This is a genomic window from Mammaliicoccus sp. K-M42, from assembly GCF_022386375.1.
Taxonomy (GTDB): domain Bacteria; phylum Bacillota; class Bacilli; order Staphylococcales; family Staphylococcaceae; genus Mammaliicoccus; species Mammaliicoccus fleurettii.
The window spans coordinates 1-20,475 of the sequence record NZ_JAJNIS010000006.1 but is presented as its reverse complement, the minus strand read 5'-3'; the positions used below and the strand labels follow the sequence as shown (position 1 = coordinate 20,475).

Annotated in this window: 17 protein-coding genes; 12 read left to right on the top strand and 5 right to left on the bottom strand. The window is 32.2% G+C overall.

Annotated elements, in window-relative coordinates:
* Positions 1-326 precede the first annotated feature (326 nt).
* From queE to queC, 3 genes are read right to left on the bottom strand one after another with little or no spacing between them, the layout of a single operon-like run.
* The gene (gene queE / locus LQ668_RS05280; protein ID WP_078357346.1) at positions 327-1,037 is read right to left on the bottom strand and encodes a 7-carboxy-7-deazaguanine synthase QueE; all 711 of its coding nucleotides are present in this window, start codon (positions 1,035-1,037) and stop codon (positions 327-329) included.
* Positions 1,030-1,461, bottom strand: coding sequence for a 6-carboxytetrahydropterin synthase QueD (gene queD, locus LQ668_RS05275; protein ID WP_078357347.1), 432 nt, complete (start codon positions 1,459-1,461; stop codon positions 1,030-1,032). Before queD ends, queE begins: the two co-directional genes overlap by 8 nt.
* A complete protein-coding gene (gene queC / locus LQ668_RS05270) occupies positions 1,461-2,129 on the bottom strand; it encodes a 7-cyano-7-deazaguanine synthase QueC (RefSeq protein WP_078357348.1) in 669 nt (222 codons plus the stop codon). The genes queD and queC overlap by 1 nt, the downstream gene beginning before the upstream one ends.
* 203 nt (positions 2,130-2,332) lie before the next feature.
* Here queC and LQ668_RS05265 point away from each other — a divergent pair, with 203 nt between their 5' ends.
* From LQ668_RS05265 to ltaS, 6 genes are all read left to right on the top strand, one after another.
* Complete coding sequence (locus tag LQ668_RS05265) at positions 2,333-2,935, top strand: anthranilate synthase component II (RefSeq protein WP_107508999.1); 603 nt, start codon at positions 2,333-2,335, stop codon at positions 2,933-2,935.
* A complete protein-coding gene (pabB, locus tag LQ668_RS05260; protein WP_218702882.1) occupies positions 2,913-4,661 on the top strand; it encodes an aminodeoxychorismate synthase component I in 1,749 nt (582 codons plus the stop codon). The genes LQ668_RS05265 and pabB overlap by 23 nt, the downstream gene beginning before the upstream one ends.
* 61 nt (positions 4,662-4,722) lie before the next feature.
* The gene (locus tag LQ668_RS05255) at positions 4,723-4,938 is read left to right on the top strand and encodes a hypothetical protein (protein ID WP_078357351.1); all 216 of its coding nucleotides are present in this window, start codon (positions 4,723-4,725) and stop codon (positions 4,936-4,938) included.
* 36 nt (positions 4,939-4,974) lie between these two features.
* Complete coding sequence (locus LQ668_RS05250; protein WP_107508997.1) at positions 4,975-5,676, top strand: carboxyltransferase domain-containing protein; 702 nt, start codon at positions 4,975-4,977, stop codon at positions 5,674-5,676.
* Positions 5,667-6,671, top strand: coding sequence for a 5-oxoprolinase subunit C family protein (locus LQ668_RS05245; RefSeq protein WP_107508996.1), 1,005 nt, complete (start codon positions 5,667-5,669; stop codon positions 6,669-6,671). The genes LQ668_RS05250 and LQ668_RS05245 overlap by 10 nt, the downstream gene beginning before the upstream one ends.
* 203 nt (positions 6,672-6,874) lie before the next feature.
* Positions 6,875-8,815, top strand: a complete 1,941-nt coding sequence (ltaS, locus tag LQ668_RS05240) for a polyglycerol-phosphate lipoteichoic acid synthase LtaS (protein ID WP_115337719.1) — start codon at positions 6,875-6,877, stop codon at positions 8,813-8,815.
* 467 nt (positions 8,816-9,282) lie between these two features.
* Here the strand turns inward: ltaS and LQ668_RS05235 are convergent, their stop codons facing one another.
* Complete coding sequence (locus LQ668_RS05235) at positions 9,283-10,098, bottom strand: ZIP family metal transporter (protein ID WP_078357355.1); 816 nt, start codon at positions 10,096-10,098, stop codon at positions 9,283-9,285.
* An 85-nt stretch (positions 10,099-10,183) separates the two neighbouring features.
* Here LQ668_RS05235 and LQ668_RS05230 point away from each other — a divergent pair, with 85 nt between their 5' ends.
* The 6 genes from LQ668_RS05230 to LQ668_RS05205 all read left to right on the top strand — a co-directional run bounded on the left by LQ668_RS05230 (position 10,184) and on the right by LQ668_RS05205 (position 18,239).
* Positions 10,184-12,055 (top strand): ABC-F family ATP-binding cassette domain-containing protein, encoded by a 1,872-nt coding sequence (locus LQ668_RS05230; RefSeq protein ID WP_107508994.1) that lies wholly within the window; start codon positions 10,184-10,186, stop codon positions 12,053-12,055.
* 22 nt (positions 12,056-12,077) lie between these two features.
* On the top strand, positions 12,078-13,856 hold the full coding sequence (gene recQ, locus LQ668_RS05225; protein WP_107508993.1) for a DNA helicase RecQ: 1,779 nt from the start codon (positions 12,078-12,080) through the stop codon (positions 13,854-13,856).
* 89 nt (positions 13,857-13,945) lie between these two features.
* Entirely contained in the window at positions 13,946-14,905 is a 960-nt protein-coding gene (locus LQ668_RS05220) for an ABC transporter ATP-binding protein (protein ID WP_078357358.1), read from the top strand.
* Positions 14,905-16,419 carry an ABC transporter permease/substrate-binding protein gene (locus LQ668_RS05215; RefSeq protein ID WP_107508992.1) on the top strand — a complete coding sequence of 505 codons (1,515 nt, stop codon included), beginning with the start codon at positions 14,905-14,907 and terminating at the stop codon, positions 16,417-16,419. The genes LQ668_RS05220 and LQ668_RS05215 overlap by 1 nt, the downstream gene beginning before the upstream one ends.
* Before the next feature lie 106 nt (positions 16,420-16,525).
* Positions 16,526-17,584, top strand: coding sequence for a histidinol-phosphate transaminase (gene hisC, locus LQ668_RS05210; protein WP_107508991.1), 1,059 nt, complete (start codon positions 16,526-16,528; stop codon positions 17,582-17,584).
* A 73-nt stretch (positions 17,585-17,657) separates the two neighbouring features.
* The gene (locus tag LQ668_RS05205; RefSeq protein WP_107508990.1) at positions 17,658-18,239 is read left to right on the top strand and encodes a 5' nucleotidase, NT5C type; all 582 of its coding nucleotides are present in this window, start codon (positions 17,658-17,660) and stop codon (positions 18,237-18,239) included.
* A 228-nt stretch (positions 18,240-18,467) separates the two neighbouring features.
* On the opposite strand, the gene LQ668_RS05200 is transcribed toward LQ668_RS05205, so the two are convergent.
* Positions 18,468-19,973, bottom strand: coding sequence for a peptide MFS transporter (locus tag LQ668_RS05200; RefSeq protein WP_404932024.1), 1,506 nt, complete (start codon positions 19,971-19,973; stop codon positions 18,468-18,470).
* Positions 19,974-20,475 lie beyond the last annotated feature (502 nt).

The following is a 20,475-nucleotide window of genomic DNA, read 5'->3' as shown; positions in this document are numbered from 1 at the left end:
TTATCTACAACTTGGCTGAACTCTTAGATTAACTCCTGACTTAATCTACAACTTGGCTGAACTCTTAGATTAACTCCTGACTTAATCTACAACTTGGCCGATCTCTTAGATTAACTCCTGACTTAATCTACAACTTGGTCGATTTCTTCGATTAACTGCCTACTTAATCTACAACTTGGTCGATTTCTTCGATTAACTCCTGACTTAATCTACAACTTGGCCAAACTCTTCGATTAACTCCTGACTTAATCTACAACTCATCTCATTTTTTCAAGAATCTTAATTCTAGCCCACTCACATCATTAAAAATTATTTCCTGAGAAATATTAAACGCCTTTTTTATTACTCCATAATAAAGTGTGCAGTTGTGGTAAGACGTAAATGTCATTTAATGTATCGTTCATGACTTTATCTATTAATTGTTCGTATTTTTCTAATAGTTTTTCTGTATGATTTGAAACGCTGTCGTCTAAATATGGGTTACCAACTTGTAGATAAAATGGTATTGAAGGGTAACGGTTGTGTATGTCTTTTGCGAATTGATAATCGTCTTCATCGAAAATGACAACTTTAAGTGAAAGACTGTCTTGAACGCATTGTGTTATAACTTCATCAAGAATTGGTAAATTTGGTTTCATTCCAGAACTAGGTGGCTTTGGACTAATTGTTAAGTCATCGATTAGTGTCATCCAAGCTTGGAATTTTGATCCTTGTGTTTCGAGTGCAGTCTTAATACCTCTGTCGTTAAGAGTTTCTACTAATGGACCTATATTTTTTATTAGTGCTGGATTACCACCTGATATAGTTACGTGTTGATATTTGTTTGGAGCAAGTGCGTCTAATTCAGATATAATATCTTCTGGTTCAAGTAGTCGAATATCATCTTTAGCTGAACCATCCCAAGTGAAACTAGAATCACACCAGCTACATCTATAATCACAGCCACTTGTTCTAACAAACATCGTTTTTCGTCCGATGACTGATCCTTCACCTTGAATGGTAGGACCGAAAATTTCTAATACAGGTATTTTAGGCATTATTGTCACCGTTTTTTAAAGGACGATAAACGACATAACTTGTTGGTGTTTCTCTGACAAAGACTTGCACACATTTAGGTTTGTTTACTCTTTTGTCTAAAGATTCTTGTACGATATTGTATATTGTTTGTGCAACTTGTTCGGTAGAAGGACTGTTATCTTTAAATTCTTCAAAGTCATTTAATAGTCTATGGTCATATCTTTTATGGATTAATGTCTTAAGTTCGCTGAAGTTTACTAAAAATCCCATCTTATCTAGCTCGTTACCTGCGATTGTTAAGTTTACAAAGTAAGTATGACCGTGGATGTTTTCACATTTTCCAGCTTCTTCATAAGGAATGTAATGAGCACTAGAAAAGTTGAAATCTTTATTGAGTTCAAAGGCATAAGGATGTTGAACACTTGGATAAATTTGTTGTAGCATTATAAACTTCCTTTCGTTTGTAGGTATTGGTCTAGACCTTGGTTTCTTAATTTACAAGCAGGACATTCACCGCAACCATCACTCATAACACCGTTATAACATGTTAATGTTTTTTCTCTAACATAGTCTAGTGCGCCTAATTGGTCACTTAATGCCCATGTTTCTTTTTTATTTAACCACATAAGTGGTGTATGTATAACGAAGTCTTTATCCATTGATAAGTTAAGTGATAAATTCATAGATTTGATGAAACTATCTCTACAATCAGGATAGCCACTAAAATCTGTTTCGCAAACACCTGTAATAATGTGTTTAGCACCTATTTGATAGGCTAACGCACCAGCAAATGATAAGAACAGTAAGTTTCTAGCAGGTACAAATGTATTTGGAATTCCATTTTCATCATTTTCTATTTTCATATTATGATCTGTTAATGCGTTTGGAGAAAGTTGTGAAAGTAAAGACATATCAAGTACGTGGTGTTTTAATCCTTGTTCTTTAGCAATGTCCTCAGCAACCTTAATTTCTAAATCATGTCTTTGCCCATATTGGAACGTAACTAATTCTACTTCTTTAAAATGTTCTTTTGCATAAAATAAGCATGTTGTACTATCTTGTCCTCCACTAAATACGACAAGTGCTTTTGCATTTTTTAATGTTTCTGACATAATGTTTCTCCTTTATAAAGGCATAAAAAAAGCCTGCCTTCTATAAAAAGGTAGACGTAGGAGTCTAGTTTTTTATAGAGGGTGTAAGCTAGTAACCTCTTAGTTTATTGAATATACAAATGATAATATAATCATTTTGTAAAAGCAAGTTTATGATATGGTATGATTAATTTGAAATTAAGGAAAGAAGAGCGTGTAAACTTATGATTATGATGATAGATAACCACGATTCATTTACATATAACATTATTGAATATATAAAAATAATTACTAAAAATATTGAAATAAAAGTTTTGAAGTCTGAAGAGGTAACTGCAGAAATAGTTAAGGCTATTAATCCGGACGTGATTATTATTTCGCCTGGACCTGGGCATCCTGATGATTATACACAGTTAAAGTCTTGTATCTACAATATTTATAAAGATGTACCGATACTTGGCGTATGTCTAGGTTTTCAATTGTTAATTTCTACATTTGGAGGCAAAGTGATAAAAGGTGAACGACCAGTTCATGGGCATACTGCTCAAATAACACATGATGGAATGGGGTTGTTTAAAGACTTACCTCAATCATTTCAAGTTACTAGATATCATTCTTTAATAGCTGATAATCAACAGATTCCGCAAGAATTTATTGTCACGGCGCGTACAAAGAGCGGAATACCAATGGCAATTCGACATCAGTCTTTACCAATTGAAGCTGTTCAATATCACCCTGAATCAATATTAAGTGAATTTGGTTTAGAACAATTAGCGAACTTCTTAAGGAAAGCAGGTATTCAAATTGAAAACACATATTCAGTTTAAATATATTAGTGACTTGCAAAATGAAGAAAAATTAGACTTAAAATTTCAAAATCCAATTGATACACTTACTGCTAATAGTATAGATGAAGTGCAATCATTAGTTGATAAAGCGAGTTATTATCAACGTAAAGGATTCTACGTTGTGATAACTTTGCCATATGAAAGTGCTATAGCGTTTGATCCATCTCTAGAGGTGTACGGAACTGGGGATAATTATGGCTCAATTCAAGTGTATGACAAACCTGTTCAACAATTTAGTGAATTAGTTAGTCATAATCAATCCAATAACAATATTGAATGGCATGCAATGAACACTAATGACGAGTTAGCTCATAATATACATGCTATACAAGATGAAATAAGATTAGGTAATACATATCAAGTGAACTATACGACGCAATTAACTTCTAATTCAATTCAAGATGGGTATTCTTATTTTAAATCATTAACTGAAGAATCTAATGGTGATTACCAAGCATATATTGAACACGATAATGAAACGATTATTTCTATTTCTCCAGAACTCTTCTTTCAACTTGGGCCGCATCAGCATTTAGCAAATTCATTGTTAACTAAACCAATGAAAGGTACGATTTCTAGAGGTAATAATGAAACTGAAGATCAAGAAAATCTCAATACATTAAAGCATTCTAAAAAAGATAGAGCAGAAAATGTAATGATAGTTGATTTATTAAGAAATGATTTAAGTAAAATTTCAAAAGTTGGAACAGTAGAAACGATAGATTTGTTTAAAATCGAAAAATATAAAACGGTTTATCAAATGACGAGCACAATACGTAGCCAAATAAAACATGAACTTACTTTGTTTAATATTCTTCAAGCGCTATTCCCATGTGGATCAATAACGGGAGCACCTAAAGAATCCACTATGCAAATTATTAAAAGTTTAGAGAAAAAGCCTAGAGGTATTTATTGTGGCGCGATTGGTGTATTATTACCAGATGGGAAAATGATTTTTAATGTGCCTATTAGAACGATACATAATAATGAGCATAGAGCTATTTATGGAGTTGGTTCAGGTATAACAATTGATTCAGTTGCTGAAGCGGAAATCGAGGAATTTAAAATGAAAACTAGAATTCTTAAGATACCTAAAGTGAATTTGATAGAAACGATGAGAATAGAACAGGGAATTATACAAAGACGTTATAAGCATAGAGAAAGAATTTTAAAAAGTGCTAAAGATTTAGAAATACCATTTGAACTTGAAAAATGGAACGAATTACTTGATAATGCCGAACAAAGTCAAAGAGATGGAACGTATAAATTAAGAATAGAACTGACTTCAGATGGTGTATTTAATATGGAAACTAAAGAGTTAGTTGAATCTATGAAACCACTAACAGCAAAATTAAAACAAGCTAAGCCAATCGCTTCTAAGTATATTAGAAATAAAACAACTGAACGTAATCATTTTATTCATGAACAGGATACTGATGTCATATTATATTATAATGAAGAGAATGAAATAACCGAATTTGATATAGGCAATGTTGTTATTAAAGATGGAGAAACTTACATAACACCCTTATATAAAGAACAAATTTTAAATGGTTGTATGAGACAAGAACTGCTAGAAGAAGGATACATTAAAGAACAAACTATTGATAAGAATACAATGTTAGAACATATAAAAAATGGTAATTACGAAGTATTTATGATTAATAGTTTGAGAGAATGGACTAAAATAGATTTTAAATTTTGATGGTAATCTAAAGATACAAATAGTAAAATAGTAAACATCATATAAGGACGGGTGAAAAGATATGTTCTTAGCATTATTATATTTAGTAATAGTGATCTTAATAGCATTTTACTTAAAACGTGTAGTCTTGAGTCAATTAAGACAAGAAAAAAATAAGCAAAGTTTTGCGTATTTATATATTGGATTTGCCGTAGCAATTGTTTTTGTAGGCTTATTTGTTAATCAGTTAACGCATGTTTTTATTGATTTAACAGATGTATTTTATCGTAAACAATGATGCTTTATATAGCAAAATAGAATGAGGTGTCTTTAAATGCGCATATATCCTAAGGGGGATTCTGCACTCACAGTAATGAGTGATCGTGAACCTTCAAGACAGTTAACGCATGAAATAAATGAATTTAGATTAGAAATATTGAATCAAGAAATGCCTTTTATAGATGAGGTCATTCCAAGTGAAAATAGTTTAATGGTTGTTTACCATCCATATAGTATGATGATGAATCATCAAATCAATGAGCCATATAAATATATGACAGAATTTGTTGAACGTATTATTTATCAGAAGAAAAAGGATTTAAATAATAGAGAAATCATAAAAAAATCTATTGCAATAGATGTCGTAATTGGTGGTAAGTATGGTATTGATTTTGACCATTTAACAGATTTATCAACAGACGAACAATTACAAGTACTCGAATCGAGAACTTATTTTGTTTCCATGATAGGTCACACACCAGGATGCCCTTATTTGTCTGGGTTAAGTCACCGTTTATTTTCGGACAACTGCAATTACAAACAATTTATTCCTAAAGGCTCATTATGTATAGAACGAGATAAGTTATTTATCACTACTACTGATACGAGCGGAGACTGGCCAGTTATTGGTTGGACGAACGTTGAGATCTTTGATAGACAGAGTAGTGAATGTAAACTTAATTTTGGTGATGATGTCATTTTAAATGTAGTTGAACAATTAGAAAGCAAGGATGGAGGGTATAACCCATGTCAGTAATTATTAGAGAGTCTGGATTATACACTTCAATACAAGACTTAGGTAGACAAAAGTATCAACATATAGGGATTGTTAAAAATGGTTCTATCGATCAATTTAATCATAGATTAGCTAATATGCTAGTTGGAAATAATGAAGATGAAGCATTAATTGAAATGACATTTAAGTTACCAGCCATTCAATTTACTGAACCAACTTTAATTGCTTTTACTGGCGCTAATTTCCCCGCATATAAAGATAATGAAAAAATAACACCATATAAGATTCATTTAATGAATAAAGGTGAGGTACTAAGTTTTGGTGAAGCCGCAAAAGGCACAAGAGCATACTTAGCGATTGCTGGTGGCATTGTAGCAGAAGAATGGTTAGGTTCTAAGTCAACGAGTATACGCTTGCAAATGGGTGGCCACAACGGTCGTATACTGCAAGTAGGTGATGAGATAGAAATGTGTAGAAATTATACATCATTACAAAAGAAACTATTCGAGAACTTAGAAGAAACTAAGACTGCTGATTGGGGTGTTGATCAATATACGTTAGCCTTAAATTATTTTACAGATATATTCCATGTAGTTTCTGGAGAAGGCATGACGCACTTTAATGAAGCAGAAATAAAGCATCTTGAAAATCAAGTTTATAAAGTAACAAATCGTTTTAATAGAACAGGATTAACATTAGAAGGTAAGTCTGTTATCAATCGTAAAATTGTGGATCAACCATTCTTAAGTGTAAAAAAAGGTACTGTTTTATTAAATCAAGAAAATCAACCTGTTGTAATGTTAAACGATCATCAATCATTATCAAGTTATCCTCAAATAGGTACAATTGCTTCTTATCATATTGATAAATTAGCGCAAAAAAAACATAACTCTAAAATGATTTTTAAGAAACTCACAATTCAAGAAACTGAATTAAATTTAAAAAAACACGCTCAGTTTATAAAACAAATTAAAACAGGGATAAAATATAAGTTAAATGAAGAATTAAATAAATAATGCACATGTGTAAATTGTGTCTTTTGTATGCACTTTTTACACATTTTTTGGATTAATTTATGGTTATTAGTTGAAATTTATTGTAAAGTAGTATAAATTATAATACTGAACATAAATAAATATTACGAGAATATTACAACCTTCAATAATATGTAATGAAATAATAATGATAATTGATATGAGTTGAGATACGGAGGAAAGGTATGAAAACTAAAAATAGGAAGATAGGCGTCTTTACATTCTTCTTGCTAACGATTTTAGCAATAGCATTAAAGACTTATTTTGCCTATTATGTAGACTTGTCACTCGGGGTAAAGGGACTCGTACAGAACTTGATTTTATTAATGAACCCATATAGCTTAATTGCGTTAATTCTAAGTGTGTTCTTATTCTTTAAAGGGAAGAAGTCATTTTGGTTTATTTTTATAACGGGATTTGTATTATCGTTCTTGCTTTATGCAAACGTTGTATACTTCAGATTCTTTTCTGATTTCTTAACATTCAGCACTTTAAACCAAGTGAGTAATGTTGAATCTATGTCTGGTGCAGTATATAGCTCGTTCTCTTGGTACGATTTTATATATTTTACAGATACAATTGTGTTTTTATTTGTACTTATCTTTAAAAGCAAATGGTTTACTACAAAAGCATTTCCGAAAAAATTCGTCCCAGTTGTTATGGGCGTAGCAGTTGCACTATTTTTCTTAAACTTAGCTTTTGCTGAGTCAGATAGACCAGAATTATTAACAAGAACGTTTGACCATAAATATTTAGTTAAATATTTAGGGCCTTACAACTTCACTGTATATGACGGTGTTAAAACGATTCAAAATAATTCACAAAAAGCTTTAGCAAGTGAAGATGATTTAACAGAAGTTAAAAACTTTACGAAACAAAAATATCAAGAACCAAACAAAGAAACATTTGGTATCGCAAAAGATAAAAACGTTATTAAGATTCATTTAGAAAGTTTTCAATCTTTCCTAATTGATTTTAAAGTAAATGGGGAAGAAGTAACACCTTATTTAAACTCGTTAGCAAAAGGTAATAAAGGTTATAAATATTATCCAAACTTCTTCCATCAAACCGGTCAAGGTAAAACTGCCGATTCAGAATTAACGATGGATAATAGTATTTATGGCTTACCACAAGGATCAGCGTTCTCGTTGAAAGGCGACAATACTTATCAATCCTTACCAGCAATATTAAATCAAAAGCAAGGCTATGAAACATCAGTCATGCACGGCGATTACAAAACATTCTGGAACAGAGATCAAGTGTACAAACATTTTGGTGTAGATAAGTTCTATGATGCAACTTATTACGATATGCAACAAAAAAATCTTGAAAACTTAGGTTTAAAAGATGAAGTATTCTTTGATGAATCAATATCACATTTAAAAGAACAAAAACAACCTTTCTATTCTCATTTAATTACGTTAACAAATCATTACCCATTCACAGTGAGTAAAGAAGACGCAACTATTGAGAAACCAGATACTGGTAGTACAACATTAGATGGTTATGTACAAACAGCACGTTATTTAGATGAGTCATTAGAGAAATTTATGACACAACTTAAAAAAGAAGGCCTGTATGATGATTCAGTTATCATCATTTATGGTGACCATTATGGTATTTCAGAGAACCATAATAAAGCAATGGCTAACTTATTAGGTGAAGATGAAATCACACCAGCTAAATTTATGGACTTAAACAGAACACCGTTCTTTATGAAAGTTCCAGGTTTAGAAGGTGGAGTTGATGAAACATACGGTGGTCAAACTGATGTTATGCCTACTTTACTTGATGTTTTAGGTATAAAATCAAATAACTACTTAATGTTTGGTACAGATTTATTATCTAAAGGACATGATGAAACAGTCGCATTTAGAAATGGTGACTTTATCACACCAGAATATAAATCGATTGGAACGACAACATACGACAACAAGACCAATAAACCTATGAAGACTAAACCTAAAGATTTAGAAGAAAACAAGAGTAATGTTGAAAAAGAACTAGAATTATCCGATCAATTATTACACGGAGACTTATTCAGGTTCTATGACAATCCAGACTTCAAGAAAATCAAGCCATCAGACTTTGAGTATAAATCAGGTAATGGCTATCAAGAAGAATAAAATTAATATTAAAAAGCCGGGACAAATTAATTTGTCCCGGCTTTTCTATTGTGAATAAATGAATTTATCAAGACAGGTCCAACATGATAAATAGAGAGGCTGAATGTTGCAAGACAGGTCCAACATGATAAATAGAGCCCGTGAATTTATCAAGACTGGCACAACATGATAAATAGAGCCCGTGAATTTATCAAGACTGGCACAACATGATAAATAGAGCCCGTGAATTTATCAAGACAGGTCCAACATGATAAATAGAGCCCGTGAATTTATCAAGACAGGTCCAACATGATAAATAGAGCCCGTGAATTTATCAAGACTTGCTCAACATGATAAATAGACGAGCTGAACTTATCAAGACTTGCCCAACATGATAAATAGAATACTATTTCCATACTGAAATCTCTAGTTACAGCATATATTCATAAAAATCCCCGAAGTTTTGATCAAAACTTCGGGGATTGTCTTTATCCTAATGCTACGTCTAGAATCATCATAATAGTGAATCCACCCATTAGACCTAATGTGGCTAAGTCTGTGTTATTTCCAGACTGTGATTCGGGTATTAATTCTTCTACAACTACAAATATCATAGCACCAGCTGCAAATGCGAGTGCATATGGTAAAACTGGTGTCGCTACAACGACTAATAATGCACCTAACATTGCAAATACAGGTTCAACTAATGCCGATGCTTGTCCGTAGTTAAAGGATTTCCATCTTGTTAAACCTGAGGCACGTATTGGCATTGAAAGTGCTGCACCTTCAGGGATATTTTGGATACCGATACCTATTGCTAAACCAAGTGCGCCTAATAATGTAGCACCATCATTACCAGTTGCTACTCCACCAAAAGCAACACCTATTGCTAGACCTTCTGGAATATTATGAAGTGTGATTGCTAAAAATAGTAATGTATTTTTACCTAATTTAGTATCAGGTCCTTCGACTTTTTGACTTTTGTCTACAGCATTTTGGTGTGCGTGTGGTATAACAAAGTCTAATAATCTAATGAATAATCCACCTAATAAAAAGCCAATTGCCGCTGGTAACCATGGCATTGCCGAGTCAGAACTTTGCTCAATTGAAGGTTGTAATAGTGACCAAAAACTAGCTGCAATCATCACGCCAGCTGCGAAACCTTGCATCGTATTGATTACTTTTGTGTCTATATTTTTAAACAAATAAACGAATGATGCACCGAATGCAGTTAACAGCCATGTGATAATACCTGCGAATAATGCTTGTAAATATGGGGGTAGTTCTGTAAAAAAGTCTTGCATAGTTTTTGCTCCTTCGTATCTTTTGTTTGAAAAAAAGTGTATAATATATTAATTGAAAACTGAGAAAATTAAAGGATGTTAATTCATGGAAGCATATAAAATTGAAAAACTTAATAAGCAATATGGTGATAAAGTTATTTTTAATGATTTAGATTTATCCGTATCTTACAAAGAACGCATTGGACTAGTTGGTATTAATGGAACAGGTAAGAGTACTTTGCTTAAAGTTATAGCAAATATTGATGATGATTATGATGCAAAGACATCTTATCCTAACCAATATCAAATAGCATATGCAAGCCAAAAGCCTGAACTTGATGGATCTTTATCTGTAATAGATGAAGTATTAAATAATGAAACTGAAATGACAAAAGTCATTGCCCAATACGAAAGCGCTTTAAATCGATATCAGCAAACTGGTGAATCTAAAGATTTAGATCTTATGATGCAATACCAATCTGATATGGATCGATTAAATGCTTGGGATTACAGTGCAGACGTTAAAACTATTCTATCAAAACTAGGTATAAATGACTATCTTAAAAAGGTTTCTACTTTGAGTGGTGGACAACAAAAGAGAGTTGCACTAGCTAAAGAATTGATACGTAAACCTGATTTATTATTGTTAGATGAGCCTACAAACCATTTAGATATTGAAGGAATAGAATGGCTCGTTAATTATATCAAACAATACCCTCATACAATCATGTTTGTTACACATGATCGTCACTTCTTAAATCAAGTTTCAACTAGAATTGTTGAACTTTCAAATGGTAAATTAACAAGTTATCCCGGTAATTATGAATCTTATATTGAAGCAAGAGCTGAAAAAGAAGAAATAGAAGCTCAGCAACATGTTAAGAAAAAAGCACTGTATAAGCAAGAATTGCATTGGATGAGACAAGGTGCAAAAGCTAGATCAACTAAACAACAAGCGAGAATTCAAAGATTTAATAATTTAGAAGATGATTTGTCTAACAAGAAGACACAAGGAGAAGCGAGCTTGAATTTAGCACATTCTCGATTAGGGAAACAGGTCTTCGAATTAGATGATATCTCGAAGTCCATCGGTGACAGAACTTTATTCGAGGACTTTACGACAATTATACAAAAGGGCGATAGAATTGGAATTGTTGGAGAAAACGGTGCTGGTAAGACAACACTCCTTAACATTATAAGTGGCTTAGACCAGACTTTTGATGGTAACTTGATTACTGGTCAAACAGTAAAAATAGCTTATTTCAAACAGCAAGATGAAAGCTTGACGTCTGATGACAGAATGATAGATTACTTGAGAAAAGAAAGTGAAGTAGCTAAAGAGAAAGATGGTACTGTTGTGTCAGTTACACAATTGTTAGAAAGATTCTTATTTCCAAGTCAAACACATGGCACACAAATTAATAAACTATCAGGTGGAGAGCAGAAGAGACTTTACTTACTTAAATTATTAGTACATGAGCCTAATGTTTTAATTTTAGATGAGCCAACAAATGATTTAGACACTGAAACATTAACAATTTTAGAAGCTTATATTAATGAGTTCGGTGGAACAGTTATCACTGTAAGCCATGATAGATATTTCTTAAATAAAGTGGCTAATAAATATTGGTATATCCATGATAAGCAAATAGAACCAATGCTAGGTACTTTTGAAGATTATTTAGCATATAAAAAAACAGTCGATAAAAAAGCAACACAACAATATAAAGAAGCTCAAAAAGCTGAAGTAAAATCTAAAACAACTACTAGATTGTCATTTAAAGAAAAACGAGAACTTGAACAACTAGAAGAAAATATTGAATATATAGAATCAAGATTAGTAGAGCTTGAGCAAGAAATGGTTGAACATGCGACTAATTATGAAAAATTAAACGAACTAACAAATGAAAAAACATCGATTGAAGCGCAATATGAAGAAGATTATATGCGTTGGTCATCCTTATCAGACAGATTATAAGCGTATAGAGGTGTATATATAGATGCAAAATATTTTAAAAGAGTATTTCGGATATCAGCAATTTAGAGATGGACAGAAAGAAATTATAGATAAAGTTATCAATCATCGTCCCACTTTAGGTGTTATGCCTACTGGTGGAGGTAAATCAATTTGTTATCAAGTGCCAGGTCTATATTTAGATGGACTTACAATTGTCATTAGTCCGTTGATTTCTTTAATGAAAGACCAAGTTGATAGCTTGAGATCGATGGGTATTAAGGCTGAATTTTTAAATAGTACTTTAACGAGTAAAGAAAAGAAAAGAGTTGAGAGCGAGCTCATTTCAGGACAGTTAGATTTTCTATATATTGCACCAGAACGATTTAACCAACCACATTTTATCCAAATGATTAATAAGTGTGATGTTCAACTTATAGCATTTGATGAAGCACATTGTATTTCTAAATGGGGACATGACTTTAGACCAAGTTACCAAGAAGTAATCACACACGTCATGAGTTTACCTCATCACTTTAGACTAGTGGCTTTAACTGCAACGGCTACAAAAGAAGTTCAAGCAGATATCTCTCAAAAATTAGGGATTGCTGAAAATGATATTATTGAAACATCTATTAAACGTGAAAATTTAACATTTAAAGTGAACAATACATATCAAAGACTTAATTTTGTTAAAGACTATGTGAGAACAAACATTAACCAATCAGGAATTATTTATTGCTCCACACGAAAGCAAGTAGAGCAGTTGAGTGAAACGCTTGATGATATGAATATTAAAAATGTTATGTACCATGCAGGGCTTCCTAAAGAAGAAAGAGAACGTGCCCAACGTAAATTTATTGAAGATGACATAAAGTTAGCAATCGCTACAAATGCATTTGGGATGGGGATAGATAAATCCAATGTAAGATTTGTCATTCATTACAATATGCCTCAAGATATAGAATCTTATTATCAAGAAGCGGGTAGAGCTGGTCGAGATCAATTAGATAGTGAATGTATTCTATTGTTCTCAGATAGAGATATTGACCTACAAAAATTCTTTATATCTTCTAGCCCTGCTGATGATGAGTATAAAGAAAAACAAGGTGAAAAGCTTAGACAAATGATTCAATATACTAAGACAACTAAATGTCTTGAAGCAATGATGATACATTATTTCAACCCTGATGAGAAATTAGAAGAATGTGGTAGATGTTCAAGTTGTATTCAATCTGAAAAATCATACAATATGACAACAGAAGCTCAAAAAATATTGAGTTGTGTAGCAAGATTAAAACAAAAAGAAAAAAGAAATATGATTATACAAGTATTAAGAGGTGAACAAACCCCTCAAATTTCATCACTAGGATACGATGAATTAAGTACGTATGGTATATTAAAAGACTATACAACAAATGAATGTCATCATTTATTAGATGAATTACGTTATAAAGGTTATTTAAATGAGCATAAAGAAATATTAAGCGTAGACCAAGATGCTATGGAAGTACTTAGAGGAAATGTCGAAATTATGACCACACCATTCAAGACTAAGCCAAAAGAAATAGTAGACATACAAACAATTACAGATGTTGACCGTTCTTTATTTGAACGCTTAATTGAGGTTAGAAAAGATTTAAGTAAAGAGCTAGAAGTGTCACCTTTATCTATCTTCTCAGATCAAATTTTAGAACAATTTGCTAAGAAGTTGCCAGAATCTAAAAAAGAAATGATTTTAATTGATGGAATTGGAAGTTATAAGTTGAAACATTATTGTCCAATTTTTATTGATACTATTAAAAATTATAAACAACCAATATAAGGCGTTATAGGCATTTTATTGTGACATTAGGGTAAATAATTAAAAAGTAATTTAGTTACAGACAATAAAAAGAAATGTGGTGTCTATGAATGATCCAATTTGAAGAGGTTTCAAAAATATACGGGGATAAAAAAGCAGTAGATAATATAAGTTTCAATATTAACGAAGGAGAATTTTTTGTTTTAATTGGGCCATCAGGTTGTGGAAAAACAACAACTCTTAAAATGATTAATAGACTCATTTCATTATCGGAAGGATATATATATTTTAATGATAAACCGATTAGTGATTATGATGTTTCTGAAATGAGATGGGATATTGGATATGTACTCCAACAAATAGCGCTATTTCCACATATGACGATTAAAGAGAATATAGCTCAAGTTCCAGAAATGAAAAAATGGAAAAAGAAAGAAATCGCTAATCGAGTAGATGAATTGTTAAATATGGTTGGTTTAGATCCAGAAACTTTTAGAAATCGATATCCAAGCGAATTATCTGGTGGTCAACAACAGCGTATTGGTGTAATACGTGCACTTGCTTCAGACCCACCAGTTGTATTAATGGACGAGCCATTTAGCGCATTGGATCCAATCAGTAGAAAAAATTTACAAGATGATTTATTAGAACTTCAGTCTAAAATTAAAAAAACAATCGTCTTTGTAACACATGATATTGAAGAAGCGATGAAAATGGGAGACCGTATTTGTTTGTTAAATCAAGGTCATGTAGAACAAATTGGAACGGCAGATGATTTTATTCATCGACCTAAAAATGATTTTGTAAAATCATTTATTGGTAATGTAGATGCACATGTATTAAAGCAAGTTAAGTTAGGTGATATAGCACAACCGATATCAGAAGTACATACAGATTCAATTGAACAATATCCAAAAGTAGACCCATCTAAAACAATTGATGATATATATGGGCTATTAGCTGAACACGAAGCTATCATAATGGATAAAGGCGACAATGTCCCTAGCCATATCGTGACTAGACAATATGTATTTAGCTATTTGGCAGAAAAGAATAGAGGTGTTTCATAATGAATGCATTATTTGAGACACTTGCAAGTAGAAAAGGTCAGTTATTAGAGACATTATTAGAACATATTCAACTATCATTTATTGCATTGCTAATAGCAGTTGTAATAGCAGTGCCATTAGGTATTTTACTAACTAAGACTAAAAAATTAGCAGAAGTCATTATTAATATAGCTGCAGTATTACAAACAATACCGTCTCTTGCTTTATTAGGTTTAATGATTCCGCTATTTGGTATCGGACGTATTCCTGCAATTATTGCACTTGTAATTTATGCTTTATTGCCGATATTAAGGAACACATATACAGGTATTAAAGAAGTCGACCCATCTCTTATTGAAGCGGCACGAGGCATTGGTATGAAAACAGGAAGAAGATTGTCTAAAGTTGAACTACCACTTGCTATGCCAGTTATGATGGCAGGTATAAGAACTGCCATGGTACTTATCATTGGTACTGCAACTCTAGCTGCTTTAATTGGTGCTGGTGGATTAGGGGATTTAATACTTTTAGGTATTGATAGAAATAATACTTCGTTAATATTATTAGGTGCTATTCCAGCGGCAATATTAGCTATTTTCTTTGATGTATTTTTAAGAATATTAGAGAAAATCTCATATAAAAAATCATTAATTATTTTAGGCACAATATTGTTGATATTCTTATTATCCGTAACGATTCCATTATTTGCTCAAAAAGGTGACAAAATTACTTTAGCAGGTAAACTAGGCTCTGAACCTGAAGTCATTACGAATATGTATAAAATATTAATCGAAGAAGAAACTGATAATACAGTAGAAGTTAAAGCAGGTATGGGTAAAACGTCATTCTTGTTCAATGCATTAAAATCTGATGAAATAGATGGTTATTTAGAATTTACAGGTACGGTGCTAGGTGAATTAACTAAAGAAACGCCAAAATCTACATCAGAAAAAGGCGTCTATGAGCAAGCAAATAATAGCTTAGACAAAAAGTTTGATATGCAATTGCTTGAACCGATGAAATATAACAACACTTATGCTTTAGCTGTTAAAAAAGAGTATGCAAAGAAACATGATATCAAAACAATTTCTGATTTGAAAAAAGTTGAAAATGATATTAGACCTGGTTTTACATTAGAATTCAACGACCGTGAAGATGGTTATAAAGGCATTCAGAAGAAATATGATTTGAACTTTAAAGATGTAAAAACTATGGAACCTAAATTGCGTTATCAAGCACTTGAAAGTAAAGATATTGATTTGATTGATGCGTATTCTACAGATGCTGAGCTTAAAGAATATGGTATGGTTGTTTTAGAAGATGATAAAAAGCTCTTCCCACCATATCAAGGTGCGCCTTTGATGAAGAAAGAAACTGTAAAAGAGCATCCTGAAGTTGTTAAAGCAATGAATAAATTAAAAGGCAAAATTTCTGATGAAGAGATGCAAGAAATGAATCATAGAGTAACGATTAAAGATGAAGATGCGTATCAAGTAGCAAAAGAATATTTAGAGAAGAATGATCTGATTAACTAAATACCATTGATTTATGAAAATGATTAGGTCTATAATACTAATAAATTAAAAAAACGGTAAATTTCGATTTACCGTTTTTTATATTTCAATTTGGAGGTCTTAGATTATGAAGCAACAGTTAAGTGAATTACAGGCATATCAACCGGGATTATCACCGAGACAATTAAAAGAAAAGTATGGCATAGATAGAGAAATGGTCAAGCTTGCTTCAAATGAAAATTTATATGGTCCTTCACCAAAAGTTAAAGAAGCCATTAAAAATAATTTAGATGAATTATTTTATTATCCAGAAGTAAAACAGTTTGAAGTAAAAGAAACATTAAGTACATTCCTCAACGTAAAAAAAGAGCAAATCTTTTTCGGTTCAGGTTTGGATGAAGTTATCATGATTATTTCTAGAACTGTATTAGAGCCTGGAGATGAAATATTAACGAGTGATATGACGTTTGGACAATACAAACATCATGCCATCATAGAAAGCGCACAAGTTAAAACAACACCTCTTAAAGATGGTTATTTTGATTTAGATGCTATGTATGAACAAATTACAGATAAGACAAAATTAATATGGATATGTAATCCTAATAACCCAACTGGTACTTATTTATCACATGATGATATAGAAGCTTTTATTAAAAAAGTGCCTGACGATATTATTGTGTTGATTGATGAAGCGTACATAGAATTTGCGGTTGCTCATGATGTTCCAAACAGTTTAGAATTGTTGTCACAATATAACCAAGTGGTCCTATTAAGAACTTTATCTAAAGCGTATGGATTAGCATCGCAACGTATAGGATATGCAATAGCAAACGAATCTTTATTAGACCAGCTAGATATAGTAAGACTACCATTTAACGTAACATCATTATCAGCAGTTGCGGCAGATGCAGCAATAAAAGATCAAAGCTATTTAAAAGATATTACACAAAGAAACAGACAAGAAATCGAGAAATTTTTAAATGCTTCTTTCAAAGAGCATATATATGATAGTCAGACGAATTTTATCTATGTAAATACTGACCAACCTCAAGTATTATATGATTATTTACTTAAAGAAGGATTTATAACAAGACCATTTCCGAATGGTGTTCGAATCACGATAGGATTTAGTGAGCATAATGATAAAATGTTACAAGTATTAGAAACTTTTTTTGAGGAGTAGGGGTCATAAGAAAGGAAAGTCAGTAACTTCTTTGATATACTAGTAGACATTGATATATAAAGGAGAAGGTACAATGACGAAGCAAACAATCGGTATTGATATGGATGAAGTCCTAGCTGACACTATTAAAAAATTACTAAGACGTTACAATGAAGAAACATCTTCAAATGTTACAATGGAAGAACTTAAAGGTACAAAAATCCGTAATATGATGCCTGAACATCAAGGCGTTCTTACTGAGATTTTAAGGGAAGATGGATTTTTTAGAGATTTAGAAGTATTTCCAAATGCGATTGAAGTGGTTCAAAAATTAAACGAATATTATGATGTATATATTGTTACAGCTGCAATGGACGTACCAACATCATTTGCAGATAAATATGCTTGGCTTAGAGAACATATGCCATTTTTAAGCCCACAACATTTTGTATTTTGTGGTGATAAAGGCATCGTCAATACAGACTACCTAATTGATGACAATCCTAAACAATTAGAAAGCTTTAACAATCACTCTATTATGTATGCAGCAGATCATAATAGAGATTATAATAAATGGCCAAAAGTTCATAGTTGGAAAGAAGTAGAAGAATATTTCTTAGGCGAGAACGGCGAATATGCTAAATCTAATGAAGCAGTATCAGAAACATCAAAATAAATAAAAGCACGACATCGGCACATTCAGGCTGATGTCGTGCTTTTTTGATATAGGTGGATGACGATTCCATTCCTGCAAAAACGCACTAAGACTTTCGAGATATCGTGCGATTCAGACTAAATCAGGCAAAAACGCACGAAGACTCAGAAGATATCGTGCGATTCGGACTAAATCGGGCAAAAACGCACGAAGACTCACGAGATATCGTGCGTTTTAAATTAAAATATACTAATGTATACCTTGCATAAGTTTTTTGATTTTTGGTGTCATGGATAATACGATTAGTGACACGACGATTGCAATTGCACCAATCAATCCAAAGTAATTTTGTTGTCCTAGTGGTTCTATAAGTTTAACGAGTTGTCCGTTAATACCTTGTGCAGTTGCATTTGTTAAGAACCATAGACTTAACATTTGGGCTGAGAATGCTTTTGGTGCAAGTTTAACTGAAACACTTGATCCAGTAGGTGATAAACAAAGTTCCCCAATAACACATAAGAAGAAGCTAAGTATTAACCATATTGGGTTCATAAGTTCTGCTTGTTGCATAGACATTGCAATCATCATTGCAATAAATGAAATACCTGCAAATGCTAAACCAATTACAAATTTAAGTGGGGTAGAGGGATTGTATTTCCCTAACTTTTGCCACAAGAATGAGATAACTGGTGCAAATATAACAATAAAGAATGGATTTATAGATTGGAACCAACCTGCTGGTATAACAAAATTAATACCATAAGCGTTTAAATCTAATTGAGTATGCTCTTGCGCAAATACGCCCAGTACATTTGACCCTTGTTCTTGAATGCTCCAGAATAACACGGAAGCTAAGAATAATGGTACATATGCTAACAGTCTTGATTTTTCAGTTCCATCAATATCAGGACTTCGATACATAATTGACCAATATATAAATGGTACAACTATACCAACGATTAATACGATTAAACTGATTGAATTAAATGTAAGTTGTCCAACTAGATATAAAATACCTAGTAGGATAATGATTCCTATCGTGCTATATGTAAAAATTTTAGCATATTTTACTTTTTCTTTATGATTCAATGGGTTTGAAGGATGATTTTCAACTTCTCCAAGACTTTTTCTTTGGAATAATACGTATGCTATTAAAGCTAGAAGCATACCAAAGGCTGCGATAGAGAAACCTTGATGGAAGCCTACGCTTACACGTACTTTGTCAATAATAAGTGGTGATAGTAACGCACCCATATTAACTGACATATAAAATATAACGAATCCTGCATCTAATCTATTATCGTTCTTGTGGTATAAACCTCCAACAACGTTTGAAATATTAGGTTTCATTAATCCTGAACCTACGATTATAAGTATCATAGATATTAAAAAGGCACCTAAACCGAATGGTAAAGATAAGACTAAATGACCTAACATGATTAATACAGCACCATACATGAGTGATCTACGAGAACCGATTAATCTATCGGCAACCCATCCACCTAAAATACCTGTCATGAATATAAGTGAACCGTACATTGCCATAATTTGTTGCGCTGTAATTTTATCTAATCCAAGTCCGCCTTGACTTACAGAAAAGTATAAATAATAAAGTAATATTGCACGCATTCCGTAATAACTAAAACGTTCCCAAAATTCTACAAAGAATAAAATTCCTAGCCCGCGTGGATGACCAAAAAATCCATGCTGAGGAACTGTTTTTACCATTTCCTCTCGCGTCATTTTGCTCATAATAAATCGCTTCCTTTCCAAACTTCTCCGAAAATTCAAGTGAGTTTATTGAACATTTTAACCCTATAATTTAGAAAATTCAATAAAATTTTAATAAGTTCTAAAATTGTGAATAATCAAAAAATAATTATAATTATAAATTAAAAAATATGAAAAATTACTCATTTGTTTTGATTTCTTTAAGTTTCCAGAGATATGCATATTTTTATAAAGTATTCGATTTTATACGTGCATGCTTGCCTAGGGGTATGGCTCGAGCCTGTAGTCTCTCACGCATACCATTCCCTCAGGCGTCCGCACTTTACAAAATCGTTACCAATATCTATTTAAATACAATCTTACGATTTTGTACGTGCATGCTTGCCTAGGGTATGGTTCGAGCCTGTAGTCTCTCACACATACTATTCCCTTAGACGTCCGCACTTTACAAAATCGTTAACAATATCTATTTAAATACAATCTTAAGATTTTGTACGTGCATGCTTGCCTAGGGGTATGGCTCGAG